This is a genomic window from Marinobacter denitrificans (assembly GCF_008795955.1).
Classification (GTDB): Bacteria; Pseudomonadota; Gammaproteobacteria; order Pseudomonadales; family Oleiphilaceae; genus Marinobacter; species Marinobacter denitrificans.
Map to the genome: position 1 here is coordinate 141,761 of NZ_VMHN01000008.1, position 21,437 is coordinate 163,197.

Annotated in this window: 23 protein-coding genes; 1 reads left to right on the forward strand and 22 read right to left on the reverse strand. The window is 57.1% G+C overall.

Features of this window, described 5'->3' with window-relative positions; translation table 11 throughout:
- Positions 1–31 precede the first annotated feature (31 nt).
- The 13 genes from FO268_RS23290 to FO268_RS18420 all read right to left on the reverse strand — a co-directional run bounded on the left by FO268_RS23290 (position 32) and on the right by FO268_RS18420 (position 13,042).
- Positions 32–505, reverse strand: coding sequence for a type IV pilin protein (locus tag FO268_RS23290; RefSeq protein ID WP_150994687.1), 474 nt, complete (start codon positions 503–505; stop codon positions 32–34).
- A gap of 32 nt (positions 506–537) precedes the next feature.
- Positions 538–1,056, reverse strand: coding sequence for a prepilin-type N-terminal cleavage/methylation domain-containing protein (locus FO268_RS18360; RefSeq protein WP_150994688.1), 519 nt, complete (start codon positions 1,054–1,056; stop codon positions 538–540).
- 25 nt (positions 1,057–1,081) lie between these two features.
- A complete protein-coding gene (locus FO268_RS18365; protein WP_150994689.1) occupies positions 1,082–1,660 on the reverse strand; it encodes a hypothetical protein in 579 nt (192 codons plus the stop codon).
- Positions 1,661–2,890, reverse strand: a complete 1,230-nt coding sequence (locus FO268_RS18370; protein WP_150994690.1) for a type II secretion system F family protein — start codon at positions 2,888–2,890, stop codon at positions 1,661–1,663.
- Entirely contained in the window at positions 2,890–4,683 is a 1,794-nt protein-coding gene (locus tag FO268_RS18375; protein WP_150994691.1) for a GspE/PulE family protein, read from the reverse strand. The genes FO268_RS18370 and FO268_RS18375 overlap by 1 nt, the downstream gene beginning before the upstream one ends.
- A gap of 3 nt (positions 4,684–4,686) precedes the next feature.
- On the reverse strand, positions 4,687–5,775 hold the full coding sequence (locus tag FO268_RS18380; protein ID WP_150994692.1) for a hypothetical protein: 1,089 nt from the start codon (positions 5,773–5,775) through the stop codon (positions 4,687–4,689).
- Positions 5,772–6,611, reverse strand: coding sequence for an ExeA family protein (locus tag FO268_RS18385; RefSeq protein WP_150994693.1), 840 nt, complete (start codon positions 6,609–6,611; stop codon positions 5,772–5,774). The genes FO268_RS18380 and FO268_RS18385 overlap by 4 nt, the downstream gene beginning before the upstream one ends.
- 1 nt (position 6,612) lies before the next feature.
- Positions 6,613–8,343 (reverse strand): pilus (MSHA type) biogenesis protein MshL, encoded by a 1,731-nt coding sequence (mshL, locus tag FO268_RS18390; RefSeq protein WP_150994694.1) that lies wholly within the window; start codon positions 8,341–8,343, stop codon positions 6,613–6,615.
- Positions 8,340–8,654, reverse strand: a complete 315-nt coding sequence (locus FO268_RS18395) for a hypothetical protein (protein WP_150994695.1) — start codon at positions 8,652–8,654, stop codon at positions 8,340–8,342. The genes mshL and FO268_RS18395 overlap by 4 nt, the downstream gene beginning before the upstream one ends.
- A gap of 1 nt (position 8,655) precedes the next feature.
- Positions 8,656–9,384 carry a type II secretion system protein M gene (locus FO268_RS18400; RefSeq protein WP_150994696.1) on the reverse strand — a complete coding sequence of 243 codons (729 nt, stop codon included), beginning with the start codon at positions 9,382–9,384 and terminating at the stop codon, positions 8,656–8,658.
- Positions 9,381–10,892: a PilN domain-containing protein gene (locus tag FO268_RS23065; RefSeq protein ID WP_225316841.1), complete on the reverse strand. Its 1,512-nt coding sequence runs from the start codon at positions 10,890–10,892 to the stop codon at positions 9,381–9,383. The genes FO268_RS18400 and FO268_RS23065 overlap by 4 nt, the downstream gene beginning before the upstream one ends.
- A gap of 193 nt (positions 10,893–11,085) precedes the next feature.
- On the reverse strand, positions 11,086–11,613 hold the full coding sequence (gene ssb / locus FO268_RS18415; protein ID WP_150994697.1) for a single-stranded DNA-binding protein: 528 nt from the start codon (positions 11,611–11,613) through the stop codon (positions 11,086–11,088).
- Positions 11,614–11,671: 58 nt separating this feature from the next.
- On the reverse strand, positions 11,672–13,042 hold the full coding sequence (locus FO268_RS18420; protein WP_150994698.1) for an MFS transporter: 1,371 nt from the start codon (positions 13,040–13,042) through the stop codon (positions 11,672–11,674).
- Positions 13,043–13,236: 194 nt separating this feature from the next.
- On the opposite strand from FO268_RS18420, the gene uvrA reads away from it, so the two are divergent.
- Entirely contained in the window at positions 13,237–16,062 is a 2,826-nt protein-coding gene (gene uvrA / locus FO268_RS18425) for an excinuclease ABC subunit UvrA (protein ID WP_150994699.1), read from the forward strand.
- A gap of 251 nt (positions 16,063–16,313) precedes the next feature.
- Here the strand turns inward: uvrA and rplQ are convergent, their stop codons facing one another.
- The 9 genes from rplQ to rpmD form a co-directional block, all read right to left on the reverse strand.
- On the reverse strand, positions 16,314–16,712 hold the full coding sequence (rplQ, locus tag FO268_RS18430; protein WP_135956427.1) for a 50S ribosomal protein L17: 399 nt from the start codon (positions 16,710–16,712) through the stop codon (positions 16,314–16,316).
- A 33-nt stretch (positions 16,713–16,745) separates the two neighbouring features.
- On the reverse strand, positions 16,746–17,750 hold the full coding sequence (locus FO268_RS18435) for a DNA-directed RNA polymerase subunit alpha (RefSeq protein ID WP_027830892.1): 1,005 nt from the start codon (positions 17,748–17,750) through the stop codon (positions 16,746–16,748).
- A 35-nt stretch (positions 17,751–17,785) separates the two neighbouring features.
- Positions 17,786–18,406, reverse strand: coding sequence for a 30S ribosomal protein S4 (gene rpsD, locus FO268_RS18440; protein WP_027830891.1), 621 nt, complete (start codon positions 18,404–18,406; stop codon positions 17,786–17,788).
- Positions 18,407–18,424: 18 nt separating this feature from the next.
- Positions 18,425–18,814 carry a 30S ribosomal protein S11 gene (rpsK, locus tag FO268_RS18445; protein WP_044387623.1) on the reverse strand — a complete coding sequence of 130 codons (390 nt, stop codon included), beginning with the start codon at positions 18,812–18,814 and terminating at the stop codon, positions 18,425–18,427.
- 13 nt (positions 18,815–18,827) lie between these two features.
- Positions 18,828–19,184: a 30S ribosomal protein S13 gene (gene rpsM, locus FO268_RS18450; RefSeq protein WP_027830890.1), complete on the reverse strand. Its 357-nt coding sequence runs from the start codon at positions 19,182–19,184 to the stop codon at positions 18,828–18,830.
- 141 nt (positions 19,185–19,325) lie between these two features.
- Positions 19,326–19,439, reverse strand: a complete 114-nt coding sequence (rpmJ, locus tag FO268_RS18455) for a 50S ribosomal protein L36 (RefSeq protein WP_008174902.1) — start codon at positions 19,437–19,439, stop codon at positions 19,326–19,328.
- Positions 19,440–19,469: 30 nt separating this feature from the next.
- Positions 19,470–20,792 (reverse strand): preprotein translocase subunit SecY, encoded by a 1,323-nt coding sequence (secY, locus tag FO268_RS18460; RefSeq protein ID WP_150994700.1) that lies wholly within the window; start codon positions 20,790–20,792, stop codon positions 19,470–19,472.
- 17 nt (positions 20,793–20,809) lie between these two features.
- Positions 20,810–21,244, reverse strand: a complete 435-nt coding sequence (gene rplO, locus FO268_RS18465) for a 50S ribosomal protein L15 (protein WP_150994701.1) — start codon at positions 21,242–21,244, stop codon at positions 20,810–20,812.
- 1 nt (position 21,245) lies between these two features.
- On the reverse strand, positions 21,246–21,434 hold the full coding sequence (gene rpmD / locus FO268_RS18470) for a 50S ribosomal protein L30 (RefSeq protein ID WP_007153997.1): 189 nt from the start codon (positions 21,432–21,434) through the stop codon (positions 21,246–21,248).
- Between the last annotated feature and the right edge of the window lie 3 nt (positions 21,435–21,437).

The window sequence follows — 21,437 nt, forward strand, 5'->3', positions numbered from 1 at the left end:
GGATTATGCATTCGCTAATCCGACCTCGTTACTAACAGCCCGTCGTAACCAAGTTCGTAACACGACCGGTAGTCTCGTCGTACGTAAACTGACATTCGTTGGCAGGATTAGCCGTAAAGCCAGTTACAGTGAACACACCGGAGGCTGCATCAAAGGAAAAATCTTGCGCATCAATTTGAGCCGCAGCAGTGATACCCTCAGGTGTCGCAGTCGCTGCAACCGACTCTGGATAACCATCGTCGGACATAGCCACTATGACACCATCTAAATCTACAGTTGCCGCGGAGTTCCCATCAGCAAGCCATTGGGCGTGTGCAATTGCGGCAGCAGATTTAACAGCTCCTGCGGCACCTTGGACACTTGCTACTCGGGCCTCATTGCCCAAATCCGCAAACCTTGGCAACGCAAACGCCGCCAAAATACCCAAAATCACAATCACCATTACCAGTTCAATAAGGGTGAAACCTTTCTCTTTTCTTGCTGCCATCTCATTCATCATATTCATGGTTTTCTCCTGCTTTTGCTGCTTTTCAAGGTTTAGTTAATAACTCTAATAACTTCGCCATTGCTGGCGTCGTACTGAATACTGTCCCCACCACCATTGAGGTTGTACTCATAGGTACACACGGAGCCACTTGCTGACGCGGTGTAATCGGTTGTGTCTCCGGAGGTTGCCACGGTTGGTGCATTTGACTGCATCAAAGCGAGCCAGAGGTCCTGGCACTCTGTGGCTGTCATGGCAGCCGGGTTGGTATTGCCACCCACCCCCGTAGGCCAACCATCTGCGCTTACGTCCACATTTTCCTCACCAAACCCCGGCAGATCGGCCTGTGCGCCAGCGCCACCGCGAGCTGTCCATTGCGCCCGAACCAGCGCGACGGCAGCGGCATAGGCGCCAGAAGTGCCCTGAATACTTGCACGGTGTGCTTCGTCCGATAGTTCCGCAAACCTTGGCAGCGCGAAGGCTGCAAGAATGGCAAGGATGGATATCACCACCACCAGTTCGATCAGGGTGAAACCCCGTGTCTGGTGCTTAGTTGCTGTCATCGCCTTCATGGCTCTGCCTCCCTGAGGCTTGTTATTAATTCTCGGCACGTTCATTTCTCTTTTTCATCTCCACCGGCTGCAATTTCAGGCCGGACTGGAGATCTGCTTCGTCCAGGCGTCCATTGCCGTTTCTATCCGTAAACTCTACTGCCACAACCCAGGCCAGAGGTGTGGCGTCGCTACCCTGCTGTTCTCCTACGGTTATCGGCTGGCGTGGTTGAAATATAACCCGCCCGCTGTGGCCCGCCGTGTCATTTTTGTCACCAGCCTGTAACGGCCTGAAACACCACTGCCCGGGTTCCGGCTGCCCCTCAGTACAAATGCCTTTGTATGAGGCCGGTGCTGACTCAAACCAGTCGAAGGGATTCCTTCCCGCCCGGTCTCTGAAGTCCGCCCCCTCTTTCAGGCGAATCTCCGCTCCTTTTACCACCAGTACACTTCTGATCTGGTTCAGCATCAATCGCATGCCTGTCTGCTCAGCCCTTGCCGCTTCCCGCTCCAATACCCCGAGCAGTACCCACCCAAGAACGAAAAGGATGCACAGCGCCACCAGAAATCTCAGGCGACGGGAGTTGACCAACACCGACATCGCTGAATATTTCTGGCTGGCCATTCAACCACGCCCCATGGCAGCAGCCCCCAGGTCCCATATCGGAAGGAACACGCCCAGCGCCAGAATCAGAACCAGTATGCCCATGGCCACAATCAGTATCGGTTCGATGGATTCCGCCAGCCGTTTGAGGCCGTAGTCCACGTCTTCATCGTAAAAATCCGCCACGTTCACCAGCATGTCATCCACGGAGCCCGTCTCTTCACCCACGGCAATCATCTGCAGGATGAGGGGGGTGAACATCTCGCTCTGCCGGGCCGTGCGTAGCAGGCTTTCACCACGCTCGATGCCGGCCCGCATGTCCTTGATGTGTCTTGATATCCAAGCATTGTCAGTAGCTTCCGCAACCACGGTTAAGGCCTGGGTCACGGGCATGCCGGCCGCCTGCATGCTGGCAAAGTTGCGGGCGAAGCGGCTCAGTGTAATCAACTCCATCAGCGGGCCGATGATAGGCATTTTCAGCTTGTAGCGATCCCAGGTGAGTCGCCCCTGCTCGGTCTGCTTCCACTGACGTAACAGCAGCCCAGCGGCAGCCAAACCGAACAGTACGATGTACCAGTAACCCAGCAGGAAGTTGGACGTGCCTACCAGCACCTGGGTCAGAAATGGCAGGTCCGCGCCCAGTTTGTTGAACACGGCGGCAAACTTCGGGATCACCAGAAAATTCACGACCATCAAGGCGGCAAACAGGGCAATCACCACAAACATGGGGTAACGCATGGCCTGCTTGAGGCGGCGTTTGGTGTCCCGCTCCAGTTCCAGAATGTCAGACAGACGCTTGAAGGCATCATCCAGTTGCCCGGTATTCTCACCCACGTGGATCATGGCGATAAACAGTTCAGAAAACACTTTCGGATGGGCCTGCATGGCAGCGGCCATGGTAGAGCCACCTTCCAGCCGGTCAGTCACATCATCCAGTACTTCGCTGAGCACCTGGGAGCGGGTCGTATCTGCCAGCCCCCGCATGGTACGAATCAGGGGAATGCCGGCTTTGGTCAGTGCATACATCTGGCGACAGAATACAATCAGTTCATCAAGGCTGATTTTCTTACGGAAAATCGGCATCTTGTTCAGTCGCTCGCCCAGGGATTCGCTCTGATCCTGCTCGCGAATAGACAGTGGCGTAATACCCCGCCGCATGAGCTCGGACGCAGCCGCCTCCGGGCTCGTCGCGACCAGCGCCCCCTGTTGCACTGCTCCCCGGCTGTCTTTACCCCGATAACTGAACTGCATCAGGCACCACCCTCACTGGCCGCAGGGTGCTTCGCACCGTTGCCTCGGCTTTGCGACAGCACAGGCACTTCTTCCAGGGAAATGTCGCCTTCCGAGGTGGCGGCCACCCGGGCCACTTCTTCCAGTGTGGTAACCCCCTGCAGGGCAAAATCCATGGCGCACAGGCCAAGCGGGCGATACAGGTGGCTTTTGCGGGCCTCCCGGGTAAAGCCCGAAAGGTCCTTGCGCCGCAATGCATCCAGCATGCCTTCGTTCATTTCCAGCATCTCGTAGACACCCAGGCGGCCCCGGTATCCGCTATTGCTGCATTGGTAGCAGCCCCGGCCGTGAACAAAGCCGGCTTCCAGATCCAATGGATCCAGGTCAAACTGGTCAAGCCAGATTTTTTCCTGACTGGTAGGTTCGTACGCTTCGCGGCAGTTATCACATACCTTACGTACCAGTCGTTGGGCCACCACACCAAGGAGGGAACTGGCCACCAGAAAGGGCTCCACGCCCATATCTATAAGTCGCATGGCGCTGCTGATGGAATCGTTGGTGTGCAAGGTGGAGAGCACCAGGTGGCCAGTCATCGCTGCCCGCAGGCCGATTTCTGCTGTTTCGTGATCCCGCATCTCCCCTACCAGGATAACGTCAGGGTCCTGACGCAGGGCGGCGCGCAATACGCTGGCGAATTCCAGACCGATTTTCGGGTTTACCTGTACCTGCGTAATCCGTGGCAGGCGGTATTCCACAGGGTCTTCCGCGGTAATAATCTTCACTTCCGGGCGGTTCAGTTCGGTCAGCGCGCCATAAAGGGTGGTTGTTTTACCACTACCCGTGGGTCCGGTGACCAGGATCATGCCGTGGGGCTTCTTGATCATGCGCCGGAAATTCTCCAGCAGCACCGGCGGCATGCCGGTAACATCCAGGTTCAGCATGCCCTGGCTCTGGTCCAGCAAGCGCATGACCACCGACTCGCCATACTGCACCGGCATGGTGGACACCCGCACGTCGATACTGCGTCCCTTGACCCGAATATTGAATCGGCCATCCTGGGGAATGCGTTTCTCGGAGATGTTGAGGCCGGCCATGAGTTTGAGACGAAGTACCAGGGCGGAATTCACCCGTTTCTCCTTCATCACCTGCTCCTGCAGCACGCCATCAACACGCTGACGAATCCGCACCACGGTCTCGTCCGGTTCGATATGGATATCCGAACTGCGGGCCTGTACCGCATCCTCGAACAGGGTCTGCAGCAGCTTGACCACCGGAGCCTCGGCACTTTCGGATTCAGCGCTGAGGTCGGCCAGGTCGAAGGCATCGTCGCCGAGTTCGTCTTCCAGTTCTTCCGCCAGCGAGGCGATTTCGTCAGTGCGGCGGTAAACCAGATCGAGCGTGCTCAGCAATTCACTTTCCCGCACAACGGCCTGTTTTATCGGCTGCTTCAGCACTCTGACCAGTTCGTCGTACGCGAATATATCGAGCGGGTCTGCCATGCCTACCAGCAGTTCGCCACTTTGCTCCGCCAGCACAATACTGCGGAAACGGCGGGCCAGGGCCTCCGGTAACTTTTTGACCAGCTCGTTATTGAACTGGAAGTGGCGCAGCTGCACAAAGGGCACGTCCAGCTGGCGCGAGAGGATATTAAGGAGGTTGTCCTCTTCCACATAGCCCAAATCGATCAGGGTGCGGCCCAGCTTCCGCCCGGTGTTCTTCTGCTCACGCAGAGCGGTCATCAACTGTTGTTCAGTGATGACTTCGTTCTGGACCAGCAGGTCACCAATACGGATTTTTTTCTTTGCTTCAGCCATGAATCATCCTGCTCGCAATGCCTGCAGCCTTCGCTGCACGTAGTCGGCCAGTGAACGGGGCAGCCCAGGGAGTTCGGCTGCCTGCCGATATGCTCTGGCGGCTCCGAGCTGTTCTCCCTGGGCTTCCAGCGAAATCGCAAGCCCTACCCACCAAGGGCCCTGGCTGTCATCCCACGCAATCAGTTCAGCCCAGTGGCGGGCGGCTTCCCCATTCTTTCCCTGCTGCTGCAACAGGGTCGCAAGGGTAACCCGGTATTCAGAGTGGCCTTCCACCGGCGGCACGCTTGCGCTGAGCGTATCGACGGCAGCCGCCAGGTCGCTGTTGGCGTACTGTGCCCTGGCTCTTAATAACCGCAACTTCGGATGCTCGGCGGCTACGCCTTCAGGCAACCAGCCAAGAGCCTGATCCTGCTTCCCTTCCACCAGAAGTGCCCTGGCCACCACATAGCGACTGCGAGGTGCCGTCTGTTCCTGTGTCAGCGCTGCCAGGCCACGCTCTGCGTCAGTAATGTTGCCCCGGGCCACCAGTCGTTCGAGCTCCCTCGCGGTGCTTCGATCCTTGGCAGCCGGAGTCTCAGGTACATGCTTGACCCCGGCAGTGGAGGGTTCCTCCGGCTGTGTATCTTCCACTTCCGAAGCCACCGCTTTTTGCCCGGCCGTCGTCTCGTCCACTGTCGGAGAGGAAGCAACTGCCGGCTCTGGCTCGCTTACTTCGGCTTTAGTAATTTTTGGCTCCAGCGGCAACGCCGGCCGAGGCTGAGGTTCTTGCTTAACCACCTCTGGCTTTGGAGCGGGGGGCAACACTTCTGCGGGTGTGTTTACTGGTTGTTCGTCTGCTACCGCAACGTCCCTCTGGACCGCCTGATCCGGTGATGGCTGACTTTCTACCACCATCGGTTCCTCCGGGGAGCTGTTGGCAAACACCCAGTAGCTGCCCGCAATAGCGGTGAGCAGTGCCACCACCAAAAGCACCAACAGCAGCACAGGCCGGCCGTTATGTGCCTTATGCTGTCCACCCACATAGGCGCCCGCTGGCGTTGGCCGGTTCTGGCGCTGTTCAGCGGCTCTCAGGGCGTCATTGAGCAAACTCATAACCACCTCACCAGCAGGTTGGGCAAACGGGCGCTGTCGGTATCACGAATAGCCTGCATGACGTGGGACCGCCCTACCTGTCGGTCACCACGGCCCCAGGCCGACAAAAGAGCCTTATGGGCGATAATGTTCACCAGCCGCGGAATGCCACCCGAGGAACGGGAGATCAGGCGAAGGGCGGCGGGGGCAAACAGTTCACCTCCGTTGTAACCGGCCTGCGCCAGGCGATGTCTCAGGTACTGTGCTACGGACACCTTGTCCAGCGGAGCCAGCCGGTACTGGAAAGTGATGCGCTGGCGTAGCTGGCGCATGCTGTCACGTTGCAGGATTACATCCAGTTCCGGCTGGCCGAACAGCACCACCTGCAACAGGCGGGTACTTTCGGTTTCCAGGTTGGTCAGCAGCCGCAGGGCTTCAATGGTGTCCTCGGGCATGGCCTGGGCTTCATCGATCACCAATACAACCGGCCGCTGTTCCATGGCCAGGGCAATCAGACGTTCATTCAGCGCTTTGAGAATCTGGTGAGTGTTAGCACAGCGGACCACGTCCACACCCAGTTCCTCGGCCACCGCTTCGTAAAGGGTATCCGGGGTCAGGTGCGGGTTGGGAATATAGGCGGTATGGGCATCCTGCTCCAGTTCGTTGAGCAGCAGGCGGCATAACAGGGTCTTGCCGGTACCCACCTCCCCGGTAATTTTAATAAAGCCTTCCCGTTCACGCAGCGCTACCAGCAATAATTCCAGCGCATCACTATGGCTGCGGGCCCGAAGGAAGTATCGGGTGTTGGGCGTCAATGCAAACGGTGCTTCCTGCAGTCCGAAATGGGATTCGTACATGCTAGCGTCTGGCTTTCTCCGGTTGGGGTTTCACAGACTCGGACGATTCCAGCAGTTCCCGCAGAACCTGCATCCGCTCGCGGCTGGACGACACATCAGCACTCATCTGCTCACTCCCGGCAACCACAGGCCGCAGCAGGATAACCAGTTCACTCTTACGGGACTGGAAGCGACGTTGTTTGAACAGCTCCCCCAGCAATGGAATTTCGCTGAAGAAAGGCACCGCAGAATTGTTGTCTTCACTGGTGTTCTGGATCAGACCGCCGATCACCACAATCTGACCGCTCTCGGCACGGATTACGCTGTCCGTCTCGCGGACGGTGCTGCGGGCAAGGGGCAGGACCACATCCCGGTCTCCCACGGTAATAACCTTTTCCTGGTCGTTCACTTCGCTGACAGAGGGGTGGACGTGCAGGGTGATCGCACCGTCTTCAGCAATCTGCGGGGTGACATCCAGGGAAATACCGGAGAAAAAGGGCGTAAGCTCGACCGACGTAGAGGTCCGGTCTGTGGCGGTAACCGCTGAGTTGTTGTCATCGAAATCGATGTCGGTGACGAAGAACTCGTCCGTCCCCACTTTAATCACCGCTTTCTGGTTGTTCACCGTGGAAATTCTCGGGCTCGACAGTATCTGAACATTACCCTGCTCTCCCAGCAGTTCGATAAGCCCGCTGAAATCACCCGCCCGCACGCTGGCCGAGAATAGCCCGCCTATGTCCGAGGTACTGATGGCCTGCCCGGCGAGTGCCTGGGCGGTAAAATCTTCCGGCAGTCCGTCAGACGCCGTGATACTGGAGGCACTCTGGATATCCGCCCAGTTGATGCCCTGCTGATACCCCTCATTCAGGCCAATCTCCAGAATCTTCGCTTCCAGTACCACCTGCCGCTGCATGATCAGTTGTGTGCGACGCAGGTAGTCTTCCACCTGTCCGAGAGACTCACCATCGGAACGGACCATTACCAGGCCCGCACCGGCGTTTATGATTACCTGGCTACCGTTGTCGGTTCCGATGATCATCTTCAGGGAACGCTCGATGTCCTGCCAGAAATCCGATTCGGTTTCGGTGGAAATTCTCGTGCCCACCAGGTTCGCGGTGGTGTTGTCGCCTGAACGGTCCCGAGATGAACCGGCACCGGTTGAGTTATCTCTCGCACTACTGACCTGACCTGAACTGACACGAGTTTCGGAACCGCCACTGCGTTTGAAGTGAAGGTAATCAATCGGGAACATACGTGTCTGAACGCTATTGGCCCTTACCCGGAAGAGGCGGCCACTGCGCTGGATGTCCAGGCCGTACAGATCCCCAGCAATATCCATGACCTCGGGCACCGTGACATCCCTGAGGCGCAGATCAATGGTTGCTGCAACATCAGGATGGATCACCACGTTGTAACGGCTGCCCTCTACCAATGCCTCGAAAAAAGGCCCGGCAGCCAGCCCACTCGCATTAACGTCAAAGCGGTCTTCGTCGTTCGTCGGGGAGGACAACGATGGCATCAGTGCGGCGCTAACGTCATCGGGCACCCTGTCGGACATCGCTTCCGCTCTCGCGTTTCGTCGCTGTTCCGCTTCAGCCTCAGCCATCGCGTCATCAATTGCGGTGGCGGCATCGGTCGAGGTGGCCTGACTCGTGCGCATCAGCGGATTATTGCTACAAGCCGCCAGGAATATGGTTAGCGACAGGGTCAGAAACGTTCGGTTCAGTGTCATAGCAGCTCGTGTCTCTGTCATTGCGAACTCCGCACTTGCGGAAGGGGTTCAAGGCGTAAAACGCGCACTCGTCCCTGATCAACCAGCTCTACCCGGTCTGGGTGGATTCGCCGGACACGAACACCCTCGAAGGTCTGCCCCTCCCTGCGGACCACGCCATCGATAACCGCCACCCTGCGATCATTGCCAATAAATATCGACGCCAGCATGAACTCTCTTTGCGGCACCTGAGCCTGAGGAGAAGCGCCAAAACCGTCCGGACGAGTGGGGTCCTGTAAAGCCGAAGCATTCGAGGACGCCAGGGCCAGCAGTGCGATCAACAGCAGTCTCATATCACACTCCCAACCAGGCGCGGTCCAGGCTCAGGGTACGAACCCGGATGCGGACTTCGTTCTCCGGGTAATTGCTGGAATCGTACTCCAGCAACACCCATCCCAGGCGCGCGTCCATGGCTTCGAGCGTCTCTATATAATCCAACACATCCATATACCCCCCACGCAGAACTATTTCTGCGTCGTGGGCATACAGCAGCGGCTCTGAACTCTCGTTGTCAGCACTGTCAGTTCCCGCACCGTTTCCGGCGCTCCCGCTGGCAGTCTGGCTGACACCCTCGGAGGGCCTGTCGAACACCGGCACCGGCGACAGGAGATCAACCCCCACAAGCTCCAGTTTGTCCTGGGCAGCGAGCATCTCCCGCAACAGAACAACCATGGCGCGGGGTGCAATCAACCGCCCCGTGGTTTCCGCGAGCTCATTATTCAACCGTTCCAGTCTCTGCTGCCGGGCCGCGAGCTGGTTCCTCAATACCTGTGACGGGTCGGACGCCAGTTGCTCTGACAATAAGCTCTGTTGTTCCATCAACGCCGCACGGGTATCAGACAAAGACACCTGACGGTACCGAAGCTGTTCATTGCCCGCTAAAACCGGAGCCACCGCCAGCTCCCAGCCAGCGACCAGGACCACCACCAATGCAGTAACAGTCAGCAATACGCGTTCACGAATCGGGCGTTCATTAAACCAGGTGGTGCCCTGGGCAAACTGCTGACGTAAGACAGCCGTCATTTCGACACCTCCCCGTCGGCATCGGTTGCCACATGGAACTCAACCCAGCGTCCGTCTTCGCCCCGGTCGAGCCGGAAGCTACCGAAGGTCTTGCCCATAAAGGCAGGTTCATCACCCAGTTGTTCAAGATAGACCGGCACAAGCCGGCCTGACTGCGCCTTGCCGACCAGACCGACGGCACCGTTGCTGGCATCCAGCCGGATATGCGTCAGCCAGAGCCCCTGAGGTACCTGGCGAGCCAGTGCCGATAGCGGCGACGAAAACCCCGTTGTCTCGGTGGCGATCAGGTTTTCCACCCGATCCAGCAATTTCTGCCGCCGGGCCAGGGTGGCTGTCACCCGCTCCAGCGCAGCTTCAACTTCAGGGTCGGGCTGCCGGGCTTCCACGTCGTTGGTCAATTGCGTCACGGAGCGCTCGAGTTGCTCATTCTGCTGCTGCAGGGCAGCGGTCTCTGCCTGCAACCCGGATTCCTGATAATGGGCAACACCCGCGGCCACGACAATCACAACCAGGGCGAGCGCCAGCACGGACATCGCCATCCCGGCCTGTAGTTTTTCCTGGCGCGGCCGCAGGTCGTCGGTGTAGAGATTTACCTGCTGAACACCATCGCCTCCTGCGGTCATCGCCAGGCTGGCACTCCAGGCAAGAAGACAGCGGCTATCGAGCGATGCATCAAGGCCGAAAGGCGCCCAATCCAGGGTTTCAACGCTGGCGGCGACATAGGAGGCCAGCATTGATGACAATGGCAGAACGTTGTCCCGGGCGACCAATCTGATTACTGATGGTGGGACCTGCCCTAACTGGCTCTCGTAATAGTCCAGGGAGCGCTGCATCTCCAGCGCCAGCGACTGCACTGCGCTCTCCTGGCTCGACGCGTCCCGCAGGTCATCGGACGTTACATCCAGCCGCCGGGACAGGTACAGCGTTTCGCCCTTGCAGACGATCATCTGACCGAAGCGCTCGCGCATGTGAACAAGAGCCGTGCCGCGGCTAGCCGGATCGATGCGGGGAACCAGATTGCGCAGGGCCAACTCGGCAATATCAATGGACGTCAATGCCAGGCCGCAGTTCTCTACCAGTGTCACCAGCCCACTGACCAGAGACTTTCGAGCGGCAACAACATTCACCAGGCTTCCCCGTCCGCGAGAAGCGTCCTCCGGGAAATGAAACACGTCGGAGACGGCATCGGAGGGATTAAAATCGAGAAAATCCTTGAGCTTCCATTTCAGTGCATCGCCCAGCTCGGATTCATCAATACCTTCGGGACGTTCCAGCTGGAACACCTGATATTGATCAAGCGGCAGAATGAGCGTGGCGTCTGCACCAACCCAACCGCGCTCACTGGTAAGGGCACCAAGAACAGACTCCCGTTTTGCCGGTGAGCAGTCGGAAAAACCGGCAGAGCCCCCGGATTCTGCCCAGGCGATGCCGTCAGGGCGAACTTCCAGATAGACGCGCTTCCGCTTACCGGAACGTCGCAGAACTCTTGTTATAAAACGTGGGGCCACTTGCCAGCCTCAGTGCGCGAAAGGTGCACGGATTCTACATTGACCTGCATGATAGTTGAGAAAATGAACGTAATACCATGTTTTCTTGTTAAATTTGACCTCTTTTTGCAACTCTTTAACACAAAAGCCCCCGCTTGGCGGGGGCTTTGAATTAGAGAACTCTTAAAACGTTACAAACCGGCTCGAATGTAAGTTAGAAGGGTATATCGTCATCAAAATCGTCGACCGGTTCGGGCATGCTGCCCTGGGAAGGCTGGCTGTATCCACCGCCACCAGATTGCTGTCCTGACTGACTTGCGGCAGGCGGCGCAGCGTTACCCGCTTGTTGCGGGCGGCCTGCAGGGGCCCCCTGGCTTGCACCACCCCCTTCACCACCGCGGCTGTCCAGCATCTGCATCTGGCCATTGATATCCACGACCACCTCGGTAGTGTATACGTCCTGGCCTTCCTTGTTCTGCCATTTGCGCGTCTGCAGCTTACCTTCAATGTAGACCTTGGACCCTTTGCGCAGATACTGGCCGGCGACCTCGGCGATCTTGCCGAACATCACGATTCGGTGCCATTCGGTTTTTGGCACCAGCTGGCCTGTCTGCCTGTCCTTGTAGCTTTCATCTGTCGCAAGGTTCAGGTTCACCACCGCGTTACCGTTCGGGGTATAGCGGGTGTCCGGGTCCTGCCCCAGGTTCCCGATCAGAATAACCTTGTTTACGCCTCGTGCCATGATCTGCTCCTGACTCTGTTTTCAGGGATAGCCTGCTGTCCCTGCAGGCCTCCGGTTTTCAAGAACTGCTACCCTGCCGGACAAATGCAAAGTCCGCAAGCGAGAGTTCATCGAATTTACGACGATCCACCTTCAGGTAAGCGGTTTCGGCCTCCTCCAGGATGACCACATCCTGTACCCCCGGAAGTTTCCTCAGTGCATCGTCAATATCATCAAACTGGCTGTGCGCCACGTGCTGTAACTGTACCACGAAACTTGCTGTGTAACCCGGGCTCGGCATGGTCAACGCTACCGCCAGCCACAGCAGCAACACGATTACCATTAGCCAAAGAACTCCCTGAAACCCCAGTTGCTCCAGCAGCAGTCCGCCCAGGGCTCCTCCCAGGAAAGCGCCAAAAAACTGGGAGGTGGAATATACCCCCATGGCCGTACCTTTCGCCGCCGCGGGAGATTCCTTGCTCACCAGTGATGGCAGGCTGGCCTCCAGTAGATTAAAAGCCATAAAGAAAAAGAACAGCACAACCCAGGCAATAGTAAGGCTGCCCGCTATCCCACCAATAGCGGCGGTTGCAATGGCCAACAGCGCAATCGCGCCACAAAGCACCGGTTTCATGCTGCGCTTTTTCTCGCCAATGATGATAAAGGGGACCATGGCAAAGAACGAAGTCACCATGACCGTCAGGTAGAACCACCAGTGAGAGGACGGCGGCAGGCCCAGCTCGTCCTGGAGCAATGTAGGGAAGACCAGGAAGATCGCCGTCAGCACCAGGTGCAGGGCAAATATTCCGAAATCGAGGCGCACCAGGCGGCCATCTGCAAGCACTTTACGCAGCATCGCCCGGGCCGGATGGGTATCGGCACTGGATTTGTGCTCGTGGGGTGTCGGTACCAGTCGATGGACAATCACCATAGCCACCCCTGCCAAAGCCGCGGTGGTGTAAAAGATACCGGAGAGGCCAAATGCCGAGCCCAGCAATGGGCCCAACACCAGCGAGACGGAAAACGACAGACCGATGGAAATGCCGATGGTCGCCATGGCCTTGGTCCGTTCTTCCTCGCGGGTCAGGTCACTGAGCAGGGCCATCAGTACACTGGCGATCGCTCCCGCGCCCTGAAGAATCCGACCCGCAATCACAACGTATATGGAGTCTGTGGCTGCCGCCAGCAGACTGCCCGCAGCAAACAGCACCAGGCCAATATAGATCATTCGTTTGCGGCCCACACGGTCCGACAGCATGCCGAACGGAATCTGCAGCAGCGCCTGGCTCAGGCCGTAGGCGCCAATGGCGAGGCCAATCAGTGCGGGGGTTGCACCCTTCAAGTCGCTACCGAGAAGAACGAACACGGGCATAACCATGAAGAGCCCGAGCATCCTCATGGCATAGACCGATGCCAGCGCCGCGACGGAGCGTCTTTCCAATGAATTCATGCAGTGCCTGACTGGTAAGGGTTCCGGAAACATGGGTTCATAAGGGGAGCCTGCCCTTCGCAAAATCGCTGCGCATTGTAACAGAACGCACCCGGGCAAGGCATATTGCATTTAGATGCCTAAAAGCGTTCCGGGCTTGGCCGGGCGGGGGCCAAACACGGTATAATTTCTGTTTTTTCCGACAGCGAGGTGTTATGGACCATATCCAGATCAAAGGGGCACGCACCCACAATCTGAAAAACATTGACCTGGATATGCCGAGGGACAAGCTGATCGTGATCACCGGCCTCTCCGGCTCCGGGAAGTCATCCCTTGCGTTCGACACGCTCTATGCCGAAGGCCAGCGCCGGTACGTGGAGTCACTGTCCACCTATGCTCGCCAGTTCCTGTCGATGATGGAAAAGCCCGACGTGGACCATATTGAGGGTCTGTCGCCGGCCATTTCCATTGAGCAGAAAAGCACCTCCCACAATCCCCGCTCTACCGTCGGCACCATTACCGAAATCTACGATTACCTGCGCCTGCTGTTTGCCCGCGCTGGCGAGCCGCGCTGCCCGGATCACGACCTGCCACTGGAAGCCCAGACCGTCAGCCAGATGGTTGATCAGGTGTTGGCCATGCCAGAGGACAGCAAGCTGATGATCCTTGCACCGGTGATTCGGGACCGAAAGGGTGAGCACCTGAATGTCTTCGATACCATGCGCAGTCAGGGCTTCATCCGCTTGCGTGTGGATGGCCGGGTTTACGATATCGACGACCTGCCATCGCTGGACAAGAAACGCAAACACCAGATTGACGTGGTCGTGGACCGCTTCAAGGTCAAGCCGGGCCTGGAACAGCGGCTTGCGGAAAGCTTTGAAACGGCACTGGGGCTTGCCGATGGCATCGCTCTGGTCGCCCCCATGGATAATGAGGGCCAAGAACACACCTTTTCTGCCCGCTATGCCTGTACTCAGTGCGGGTATGCCATTAGCGAACTGGAACCGCGACTGTTCTCTTTCAACAATCCCGCTGGTGCCTGCCCGACGTGTGATGGCCTGGGCGTAAAGCAATTCTTTGACGCCGAAAAAATCGTCCAGCACCCGGAAGCCACCCTCGCCGAAGGCGCCATCAAGGGATGGGACCGTCGGGCCGTCTATTATTTCCAGATGCTGACCAGCGTAGCCGAGCACTACGATGTTGATATGGACACCCCATGGGACGACCTGCCGGATGATTTTCGCCAGACGCTGCTCTATGGCTCAGGCACTGAGGATATTCCCTTTCGCTACGTGAATTCCCGTGGCCACATTATGGAGAAGGCCCACCCCTTCGAAGGCATTCTTCCCAACCTCGAGCGCCGTTACCGGGAAACCGAATCGCAGAGCATGCGGGAAGAACTGGCCCGCAACCTCAGCACCCAGCCCTGCAAGGAATGTGGCGGATCGCGCCTGAGACGCAGTGCAAGGCACGTATTCATCGAGAAGAACAACATCTCCGATGTGACCCACATGCCCGTCGGTGACGCCCACGACTATTTCGGCAAGCTTGCCCTGCCCGGTCGAAAGGGCGAAATCGCTGAGAAAATCCTCAAGGAGGTTCGCCAGAGGCTGCAATTTCTTGTCAATGTAGGATTGGAATACCTGACCCTCGAGCGCAGCGCCGACACCCTTTCCGGTGGCGAAGCCCAACGCATCCGGCTCGCCAGCCAGATTGGAGCCGGCCTTGTTGGCGTCATGTATATTCTTGACGAACCCTCCATTGGTTTGCACCAGCGGGACAACGACCGGCTCCTGGCCACCCTGTTCCACCTCAGGGACCTGGGCAATACAGTAATCGTTGTTGAGCACGATGAGGACGCCATTCGTGCAGCGGACCACGTCATCGACATCGGCCCAGGCGCGGGGGTTCATGGAGGACACATCATTGCTCAGGGCACCCCGGAAGACATCATCGCGGCCGAGGACTCACTCACCGGCCAATACCTGTGCGGCAAGAAGGAAATTGCCATACCGGACAAGCGCCACACCAGTAACGGCAAGAGCCTGGTACTCAAAGGCGCCACCGGGAACAACCTGCGTGACGTAACGCTCACACTGCCTCTGGGCGTGATGACCTGTGTAACCGGCGTATCCGGCTCAGGCAAGTCCACCCTGATCAATAGTACGCTGTATCCTATTTGTGCAGCGAAGCTCAATAAGGCCACCAGCCTGACCCATGCGCCCTATGAATCCCTGAAAGGCCTGGACCAGCTCGATAAGGTTATCGACATTGACCAGAGCCCTATCGGCCGCACGCCGCGCTCAAACCCCGCCACCTACACGGGCCTGTTTACGCCGATCCGCGAGCTGTTCGCCGGCACCCAGGAAGCGCGGTCCCGCGGCTACAAGCCCGGGCGGTTCAGCTTTAACGTCAAAGGCGGGCGCTGCGAAGCCTGCCAGGGCGACGGCGTAATAAAAGTGGAGATGCACTTCCTGCCGGACGTCTATGTGCCTTGTGATGTCTGCAAAGGCAAACGCTACAACCGGGAAACTCTGGAAGTCCGCTACAAAGGGAAAAGCATTCATGAAGTGCTTGCGATGACCGTCGAGGAAGCGCGGGAGTTTTTCGACCCCGTCCCCTTCCTTGCCCGTAAGTTACAGACCCTGATCGATGTTGGTCTGTCCTACATCCGTCTGGGCCAGAGTGCCGTAACGCTGTCCGGCGGCGAAGCCCAACGGGTGAAGCTGGCCAAGGAGCTGTCCAAGCGTGATACCGGGCAAACCCTTTACATTCTCGACGAGCCCACCACCGGCCTGCACTTCTACGACATCCAGCAGCTGCTAACGGTACTGCAGCGGCTGCGGGACCACGGCAACACCATCGTGGTCATTGAGCACAACCTGGACGTTATCAAGACGGCGGACTGGATCATAGACCTGGGGCCCGAGGGCGGCTCTGGCGGTGGCATGATTGTCGCTGAGGGCACGCCGGAAGAGGTTGCAGAGGTTGAAGGCTCACATACCGGACGGTATTTGAAAGGGGTATTGGCCGGGAAATAAAAAGGGATTAGCCACTGACAACGCAGATAAACACGGACAAAAACACCAGAAGGCTGTACTCCCGAAGCCGGAACGGCCAGGGGCTGGGGGTAAGTTTTCTGGAGGAAAAAGGTGTCTGAGCGAAGCGAGTTCTTTTTCTGAAGAAAACTTACCTCCAGCCCCTGGCCCGCCCCCAAACCCCTGGCTCAAAAGCCAGACATAAAAAAACCGGAGCGATCAGGCTCCGGTTTTTTTATGACTTGGCGAAGGAATTAATCTTCGCTTTCGTCAACTTCTTCTGCTTCGATGTCCAACGGACGACCAACCAGCTCTACGAATGCCATCGGGGCATTGTCGCCAGCGCGGAAGCCACACTTCAGAATACGAAGGTAACCACCCGGACGCTCGTTGTAACGGGGGCCAAGCTCGTTAAACAGCTTGGCAACCGCTGCGTCGTCACGCAGGCGTGAGAACGCCAGGCGACGATTCGCAACCGAATCATTTTTTGCGAGCGTGATCAAAGGCTCAGCTACCCGGCGAAGCTCTTTCGCCTTGGGGAGCGTTGTCTTGATCAGCTCGTGATCAACCAGTGACGCAGTCATGTTCCGAAACATGGCCTTGCGATGCGCACTGGTCCTGCTGAACTTACGACCACTCTTACGATGACGCATTGCTCTGATTCCTTACCTTAAACTAATCGGCGATTAACCGCCCAGTACCCGGTCGTCACCACGAAGGCTAGCCGGCGGCCAGTTATCAAGACGCATACCCAATGACAGACCGCGGGACGCGAGCACGTCCTTGATCTCGGTAAGCGACTTTTTACCAAGGTTAGGCGTCTTCAGCAGCTCAACTTCTGTGCGCTGGATCAGATCGCCGATGTAGTAAATATTCTCAGCTTTCAAGCAGTTAGCTGAACGCACTGTCAATTCCAGATCATCAACCGGACGCAGGAGAATCGGATCAATTTCTTCCTCTTCTTCAACACGCTCAGGCTCTTTCTCGTGATCGAAATCGACGAACACAGCCAGTTGTTGCTGGAGAATGGTTGCCGCCCGACGAATTGCTTCTTCCGGGTCGATAGTACCATTGGTTTCCAGGTCAATAACCAGCTTGTCCAGGTCCGTACGTTGCTCTACCCGTGCACTTTCCACAGCGTAGGCAACACGGCGAACCGGACTGAAGGTTGCGTCCAGTTGCAGGCGTCCAATGGCGCGAGTCTCGTCCTCGTCCAGACCCCGTTGATCGGCCGGCTCATAGCCGCGACCACGGGCAACCTTCAGACGCATGTTCACTTCACCTTTATCACTCAGGTGACAGATCACATGTTCCGGGTTGGTGATCTCGACATCGTGATCCAGCTTGATATCACCGGCAGTGACAACGCCCGGGCCTTTCTTGCTGAGGGTAACCTCGGCATCGTCCCGGCCGCCCATTTTCACGGCCACGCCCTTGAGATTCAGCAGAATCTCAATGACGTCTTCCTGAACACCCTCGATCGCGCTGTACTCATGCAGAACACCGTCGATCTGTGCCTCGGTAATGGCACAGCCCGGCATTGAGGACAAGAGTATACGACGCAGTGCGCTGCCCAGGGTGTGGCCGAAACCTCTTTCCAGAGGCTCCAGCGTCACCTTGGCGCGCATGGCGCTTGATTCTTTCACGTCAATGGTACGAGGTGTCAATAACTCATGTACTGAACGCTGCATAGACGCCCCTAATTGCTCTCGTTGCTAACTGGGCTTTACTTGGAGTAAAGCTCGACGATGAGGTTCTCGTTGATGTCGGCCGGCAATTCAGTGCGCTCAGGCACTGACCTGTAAACGCCGGACATCTTGCTGGCGTCGACCTCTACCCAGCTCACCGGTGCGCGGCTGGAAGACAGATCCAGTGCGCCTTTAACGCGAAGCTGGTTTTTTGCCTTCTCACGCACACTCACAACATCACCTGGCTTGACCTGATAAGACGGGATGTTCACCAGCTTATCGTTGACCAGGATCGCTTTGTGAGAAACGAGCTGACGGGACTCAGCACGGGTAGAACCAAAACCCATGCGATATACAACGTTATCAAGACGACCTTCCAACAGCTGCAACAGGTTCTCACCGGTTGCACCCTTGATGCGGGCGGCCTCTTTATAATAGTTGCGGAATTGCTTCTCCAGTACGCCGTAGATACGACGGACCTTCTGCTTTTCACGAAGCTGTACGCCATATTCGGACAGACGACCGCGACGCGCGCCGTGCATACCCGGCGGAGTCTCGATGTTGCACTTCGAATCGAGCGCGCGAACACCGCTCTTCAGAAAAAGATCTGTCCCTTCACGACGAGACAGCTTGCACTTCGGGCCTATGTAACGAGCCATAATTCACTGTCTCCTGTGTTAGACGCGGCGCTTTTTGGGCGGACGACAACCGTTATGGGGAATCGGCGTCACATCAGTGATGTTAGTGATCTTGTAGCCGCACGAATTCAGCGCGCGAACTGCAGATTCACGTCCGGGCCCCGGACCTTTAACCTCTACGTCCAGGTTTTTAAGGCCGTATTCAGCAGCCGCATTACCGGCTCTTTCAGCTGCTACCTGCGCAGCAAAAGGTGTACTCTTGCGTGACCCACGGAAACCAGAACCACCAGAGGTGGCCCAGGACAATACATTGCCCTGACGGTCAGAAATGGTCACGATAGTGTTGTTGAAGGACGCGTGAATGTGCGCGACGCCATCAACAACCGTCTTTTTCACCTTTTTACGGGTACGTGTACCTGGCTTTGCCATGTTTGCCTACCTGTTACTTACGAATAGGTTTGCGAGGACCTTTACGGGTGCGTGCGTTGGTCTTTGTGCGCTGGCCACGGACCGGAAGGCCATGACGATGACGCAGACCACGGTGGCAACCGAGATCCTTCAAACGCTTAATGTTCATCTGAACTTCACGACGCAGATCGCCTTCAACGGCCAGCTTGCCTACTTCTGTACGAAGTGATTCAAGCTGCTCGTCGGACAGGTCTTTGACCTTGACGTCCGGCTTGACGCCGGTTGCATCGCAAAGCTTCTGGGCTGCTGTCCGGCCGACTCCAAAGATGTAAGTCAGCGAGATAACAGCATGTTTGTGATCGGGTATATTGACACCGGCTATACGTGCCATCCAAATTACTCCGCGTTCAAAGCTTTGCTGTGTGAATTTTCCGCCACTATAAAAGGGCGCGAAATAATAGCGCCTGACCCCACCTGAGGTCAAGCGCTATTAATCGTACCCTCTGCAATGTCAGTGCTGAATCCGTAAGGATTAACCCTGGCGCTGCTTGTGACGAGGCTCCGAGCAAATGACTCTTACTGAGCCATTGCGACGAATTACTTTGCAGTTACGGCAAATTTTCTTTACCGAAGCGCGTACTTTCATTGTCGACTCCAGTTTTCAAGGGGAACGGGATTAACCGTTCCGACCATAGCCCTTGAGATTGGACTTCTTCATCAATGAATCATATTGATGCGACATCAGGTGCGACTGAACCTGAGCCATGAAATCCATCACCACGACTACAACAATCAGCAGTGACGTGCCGCCCAGATAGAACGGAACATTCCCGGCAACCATCAGAAACTGAGGGAACAGGGAAACTGCTGCAATGTACATTGCACCGAACAGTGTCAGGCGGGTCAGTACACCATCAATATACTTGGCAGTCTGATCGCCCGGACGGATGCCCGGAATAAAGGCGCCAGAGCGCTTGAGATTATCCGCAACTTCTTTCGGGTTGTACATCAGGGCTGTATAGAAGAAGCAGAAGAATACCACTGCTGCCGCAAACAGAATGATGTACAGGGGCTGACTGGGCGCCAGTGCCTGGGAAATATCACTCAGCCACTCCATACCTTCGCCCTGACCGAACCACTGCCCCAATGACGCCGGGAACAGCAGGATGGAAGAGGCAAAGATCGGCGGTATAACGCCGGCCATATTCACCTTCAGTGGCAGATGGCTGGATTGCTGGGCAAATACCCTGCGACCCTGCTGCCGCTTGGCATAATTGATGGTCAGGCGACGCTGTCCGCGCTCCATGAACACCACAAAACCAACCACGGCAACCGCCAGGATAGCGATACCCAGAACCACCAACAGGCTCATTTCGCCATTACGTGCCTGCTCTAGTGTCTGGCCAATGGCCCCGGGCAAACCCGCAACAATGCCGGCGAAAATCAGCAACGAAATGCCGTTACCAACACCGCGCTCGGTGATCTGCTCACCCAGCCACATCATGAACACGGCACCGCTGACAAATGAAACCACAGCCACAAAATGAAAGCTGAAGCTGTCGTTAAAGGTCACACCCTGGGATGCCAGCCCGACAGAGATACCAAAGCCCTGAACCAGGGCCAGGATAACCGTACCATACCGCGTGTACTGACTGATCTTGCGACGACCAGCCTCGCCCTCTTTCTTCAACTGCTCCAGCGTCGGACTGACCGCCGTCATGAGCTGCATGATAATAGAGGCCGAGATATACGGCATGATACCAAGTGCGAAGATACTCATCCGCTCAAGCGCACCACCGGAAAACATGTTGAACATGCTCAGGATTGTGCCCTGATTCTGCTCAAACAGTGCCGCCAGACGATCGGGGTTGATACCCGGCACAGGGATGTGGGCACCGATCCGGTACACCAGCAATGCCAGGAAGACAAACCAGAGCCGCGAACGCAGCTCTGCCAGTCCTTTTCCCGCGCCCGCAGGCAATGATGCGTTCTTGGCCATTTAGTCCTCGACTCGCCTTAGTCTTCGACTTTACCGCCCGCGGCAGTGATCGCCTCGCGTGCGCCTTTGGTCACTTTAAGACCCTTGACGGTCACCGCACGGCTCAGTTCGCCGGACAGAATGACCTTCGCTTCACGAATTTCTTCGCGAACGATGTCAGCTTTTTTCAGGGCCGCGAGATCGGCAACATCACCGTCTACTTTCGCCAGTTCGTTCAGACGAATTTCGGCCACATAGCGCTGCTGGCGCGAGGTGAAACCAAACTTCGGCAGACGACGGGCCAACGGCTGCTGACCGCCCTCGAAACCGGGAGCGACGCTGCCACCGGAACGGGCTTTCAGACCCTTATGACCACGACCGCCGGTCTTGCCGAGGCCGCTGCCGATGCCGCGACCCACACGCTTTGCGGCGGGACGTGAACCAGGCTCCGGACTAAGTTCGTTCAGACGCATCTTAGTTCTCCTCTACCTGTACCAGGTAGTTAACCCGGTTGATCATGCCGCGGATAGACGGTGTATCTTCCACTTCCACGGTATGACCGATTTTACGGAGACCCAGACCCTTTACGCACAATTTGTGCTTGGGCTGACAGCCGATAGGGCTGCGGGTCAGTGTTACTTTGATCGTTTTTGCGTTCGCCATGAC

Bases quoted from the DNA above. Each gene is read 5' to 3' on its own strand.
- rplO (WP_150994701.1), bottom strand. From the start codon at position 21,244: ATGCGTCTGAACGAACTTAGTCCGGAGCCTGGTTCACGTCCCGCCGCA.
- rplQ (WP_135956427.1), bottom strand. From the start codon at position 16,712: ATGCGTCATCGTAAGAGTGGTCGTAAGTTCAGCAGGACCAGTGCGCAT.
- secY (WP_150994700.1), bottom strand. From the start codon at position 20,792: ATGGCCAAGAACGCATCATTGCCTGCGGGCGCGGGAAAAGGACTGGCA.
- mshL (WP_150994694.1), bottom strand. From the start codon at position 8,343: ATGACAGAGACACGAGCTGCTATGACACTGAACCGAACGTTTCTGACC.
- FO268_RS18370 (WP_150994690.1), bottom strand. From the start codon at position 2,890: ATGCAGTTCAGTTATCGGGGTAAAGACAGCCGGGGAGCAGTGCAACAG.
- ssb (WP_150994697.1), bottom strand. From the start codon at position 11,613: ATGGCACGAGGCGTAAACAAGGTTATTCTGATCGGGAACCTGGGGCAG.
- rpsK (WP_044387623.1), bottom strand. From the start codon at position 18,814: ATGGCAAAGCCAGGTACACGTACCCGTAAAAAGGTGAAAAAGACGGTT.
- rpsD (WP_027830891.1), bottom strand. From the start codon at position 18,406: ATGGCTCGTTACATAGGCCCGAAGTGCAAGCTGTCTCGTCGTGAAGGG.
- FO268_RS18385 (WP_150994693.1), bottom strand. From the start codon at position 6,611: ATGTACGAATCCCATTTCGGACTGCAGGAAGCACCGTTTGCATTGACG.
- FO268_RS18435 (WP_027830892.1), bottom strand. From the start codon at position 17,750: ATGCAGCGTTCAGTACATGAGTTATTGACACCTCGTACCATTGACGTG.
- FO268_RS18395 (WP_150994695.1), bottom strand. From the start codon at position 8,654: ATGAGACTGCTGTTGATCGCACTGCTGGCCCTGGCGTCCTCGAATGCT.
- rpmD (WP_007153997.1), bottom strand. From the start codon at position 21,434: ATGGCGAACGCAAAAACGATCAAAGTAACACTGACCCGCAGCCCTATC.
- FO268_RS23290 (WP_150994687.1), bottom strand. From the start codon at position 505: ATGAATATGATGAATGAGATGGCAGCAAGAAAAGAGAAAGGTTTCACC.
- FO268_RS18375 (WP_150994691.1), bottom strand. From the start codon at position 4,683: ATGGCTGAAGCAAAGAAAAAAATCCGTATTGGTGACCTGCTGGTCCAG.
- rpmJ (WP_008174902.1), bottom strand. From the start codon at position 19,439: ATGAAAGTACGCGCTTCGGTAAAGAAAATTTGCCGTAACTGCAAAGTA.
- FO268_RS18380 (WP_150994692.1), bottom strand. From the start codon at position 5,775: ATGAGTTTGCTCAATGACGCCCTGAGAGCCGCTGAACAGCGCCAGAAC.
- rpsM (WP_027830890.1), bottom strand. From the start codon at position 19,184: ATGGCACGTATAGCCGGTGTCAATATACCCGATCACAAACATGCTGTT.
- FO268_RS18360 (WP_150994688.1), bottom strand. From the start codon at position 1,056: ATGAAGGCGATGACAGCAACTAAGCACCAGACACGGGGTTTCACCCTG.
- FO268_RS18400 (WP_150994696.1), bottom strand. From the start codon at position 9,384: ATGACGGCTGTCTTACGTCAGCAGTTTGCCCAGGGCACCACCTGGTTT.
- FO268_RS18420 (WP_150994698.1), bottom strand. From the start codon at position 13,042: ATGAATTCATTGGAAAGACGCTCCGTCGCGGCGCTGGCATCGGTCTAT.
- FO268_RS18365 (WP_150994689.1), bottom strand. From the start codon at position 1,660: ATGGCCAGCCAGAAATATTCAGCGATGTCGGTGTTGGTCAACTCCCGT.
- uvrA (WP_150994699.1), top strand. From the start codon at position 13,237: ATGGACCATATCCAGATCAAAGGGGCACGCACCCACAATCTGAAAAAC.